Annotated in this window: 1 protein-coding gene and 3 pseudogenes; 2 read left to right on the top strand and 2 right to left on the bottom strand. The window is 66.2% G+C overall.

Annotated features, from left to right (window positions below):
* Positions 1 to 858 precede the first annotated feature (858 nt).
* Positions 859 to 1189, top strand: a pseudogene (locus AB0N17_RS45995) (IS110 family transposase); the annotation flags it as partial.
* 13 nt (positions 1190 to 1202) lie between these two features.
* Positions 1203 to 1385 (top strand): annotated as a pseudogene (locus tag AB0N17_RS45990) (IS701 family transposase); the annotation flags it as partial.
* A gap of 61 nt (positions 1386 to 1446) precedes the next feature.
* Here AB0N17_RS45990 and AB0N17_RS45985 read toward each other — a convergent pair.
* Complete coding sequence (locus AB0N17_RS45985; protein ID WP_366017633.1) at positions 1447 to 2004, bottom strand: XRE family transcriptional regulator; 558 nt, start codon at positions 2002 to 2004, stop codon at positions 1447 to 1449.
* A gap of 9 nt (positions 2005 to 2013) precedes the next feature.
* Positions 2014 to 2605, bottom strand: a pseudogene (locus AB0N17_RS45980) (transcriptional regulator); the annotation flags it as partial.

Genomic DNA, 2605 nt, shown 5'->3' with positions numbered 1-2605 from the left:
GGCCCGTGACGGTGAAGTCGGTTACCGGGCCGTCGGCGGTGGTCCGTTCGGTCACGGTGAGGGCCCCACCGGGAAGGGGGGATACATCGGGCGAGCCCGGGCTGGGCACGGGCCCGTTAAACTCGAAGGCGGTGTCCGCCGGGCACACGACCGAGGTGTCGGTCTCCACGGGTTGTACACCCTCACCGCTCGGCGGTCCCGGCTGCCTCTGTTCTGCCGAGGCAGGGCTACCCGCGCCGCCCAATACCACGACCGTGGCCAGGCCGGCACCGATGAACCGCGCTCCCCAACGCGCCCGACTCGACATTGTCTTTGCTCGGGTAGCTACTCGCATAACGAGCGCTCCTCCTTTACTCCTGTGAGGTGCACCGGAACCCCAGCTACCGCTCTTGCCCCGCGGACTCTCACGCCTTCTACGTCGGGCAGTCCGAGTTTCGAACCATCCGGCCGCCCCGCGGGCATGTATCAGTATTTACACAGAAAGATCGCTCTTAATTCTTTATCGCATCTTCTTCTGGGCCATTCGAGGCTTTCAAAGAGCGGAAGGGTGAAGCAGTCCCCGGGAGGCCCCTGAACGCCGGCTCAGCGGCTGACGTGATGGGGACCGTGGCGATGTCATCGGCGCGCATGCATGCGTGAATCGTCGGGTGAGGCCCTGGGGGTGTTGGCCGATGCGGTGGGCTGAGCGGGCTGCAGGCCATTGCCGCATCTTGCATCGAGATTGGCTCTGACAGTGGTCATCATCTCGATGATGGACGACCGCACCATGCCCCACACGCTCCGGACGACGAGGCCACCGAGCTGAACATGCTGTGGACTTCCACAACTACCTGGTCGGCGAGGACACCCGCACCAAACAACCGCCTGTGTGAACTGCTCACCCAGATCCACACCTCCCTCGAGCGGGCCCTGGTGCCTCGCCTGGACTACCCGGCAGTCACCCACTCAATTACGGACGGCTGGCAGGAGGCGCTGGGAATCCCTGCTGCGGCCCAGGGCACCAGGCATGGCTCAACGGTTCGTCGAATCCATCTTCGACGCAGTCGATGAGCAGACCGTCGTCCTCCCAGGAACTGACTCTGCCGCGCTGATCGTCCTGAGTCTTGCCGCTTCCCTGACCGCAGTATTCGACCAGCGCCACGCCCTTGCCAGAAGGATCGAGGAGCTGCTGGAGGCGCGCCCTCTTGCCGGGGAACGGGTGCGAGACGATGGCCATGGCCAAGGCGATGGTCCGTCCCACAGACCGGATCCCGTCCCGGTGGGTGACCGTGGGCGCTGCCTATGGCTTCAGTAAAGGCTGGCGCTTCAATCTGGACCAGGTCGATGTCTTCCACGTCATGGTCACCGCCCGGCACGACACCGTCGTCACCCGCTGGGCGATCGATTAATCCGTCCACGACGTGTTCAACGGCCTCGCCCGGCAGAAGTGAAAGCGCGGCCTTTAGGCTAAAGGTCGAATTCCAGGTGCTCGACGTCGGTGAAGCGGACCTCTTCCAGGGAGCCGGCACGGCGGCCGTTGTCCTGGAAGTACATGTCCTTGAGGCCTTCGGCTGCGATCTGTTGCAGCTGCTGGTCGCTGGCGCCGGCCTGCTGGGCGTCGAAGAGACGTGCGGCGTACTGCGGCGGGAGGGCGACGGTCAGGTGTCGGATGCGAGCGTCGTCGGTGGAGCCGATCGGTGCGGTGTAGCCGATGCGGGCGCGGGTGTCGATGACGATGCCGCCGGTGGTTGCCGCCTTCCGCCGTGCCCTGGCGCGGATCTGGGGCTGCCACCGCTTCTTGACCTCGCGGTCCAGGCGTGCGGCGAGGTCCGGGCGCGGCTTTTTGATCTGGTCCTTCACGTATCGCTCGACGGTGCGCTGGGAGATCCGAAGCATCTGAGCGACCGCCTTGGTGCCTTTGAGCTGCTTGACCAGGTACCGCATCTGCGCGCCTGCACTCTTGGGCGCCGGGCGGGTGAACGCCTTCTGCACCGCGGCATCCAGGCCGTCCGCGAACAGGCTCATCGCCCTCTCCTACCTGCCGTTGTCGACGTCGGTGACGGTGCCGTCCTTGATGTAGCGGGCGAGGTTCAGCTCCGGTGCGTTGAACCGCTCGCGGACCTCTTCGCCCCACAGGACGGTCTGGGTGCCTTCGTGCTTGACGAGGCCCGGGTTGATGCCGAGCTTGAAGCCCCCGGGCAGCGGCTTGCCGTCACGGTAGGGCAGAAAGTCCAGCGGGCTGGTGCCATCAGCCGCGTACACGACGCAGTCGGACAGGATCGCGACCGGATACTGCCCGGTGAACGCCGCGTGCTTGACGATCTTCCGGTGGAGGTTGATGCGCGTGCGGGAGATGACCGCCGCGCGGATGTCCGGCCGCCACGTCGGGCGGGACAGCGCCCGCCACGGCTCACCGGGCCGCCAGCCCTCGCCCCGCGGGCGCTCACGCAGCTTTCCCAGGCCGCCCTTGACCGTCGCCTTGATCGCTGAGACGACGATCGTCAGCTCTGGATCGCGCTCCTTGTAGCCGTCCATCGCCGCCAGGAAATCCGTCGGCTCCATGTCCGCGTGCACGCCGAGGTCGGCCATCGTGGCGAGGTAGGCGTCCCGCAGCCGGTTGTACCAG

It is taken from the genome of Streptomyces sp. NPDC051133 (assembly GCF_040682635.1).
GTDB lineage: Bacteria > Actinomycetota > Actinomycetes > Streptomycetales > Streptomycetaceae > Streptomyces.
This window is presented reverse-complemented; position numbering and strand designations above follow the sequence as displayed.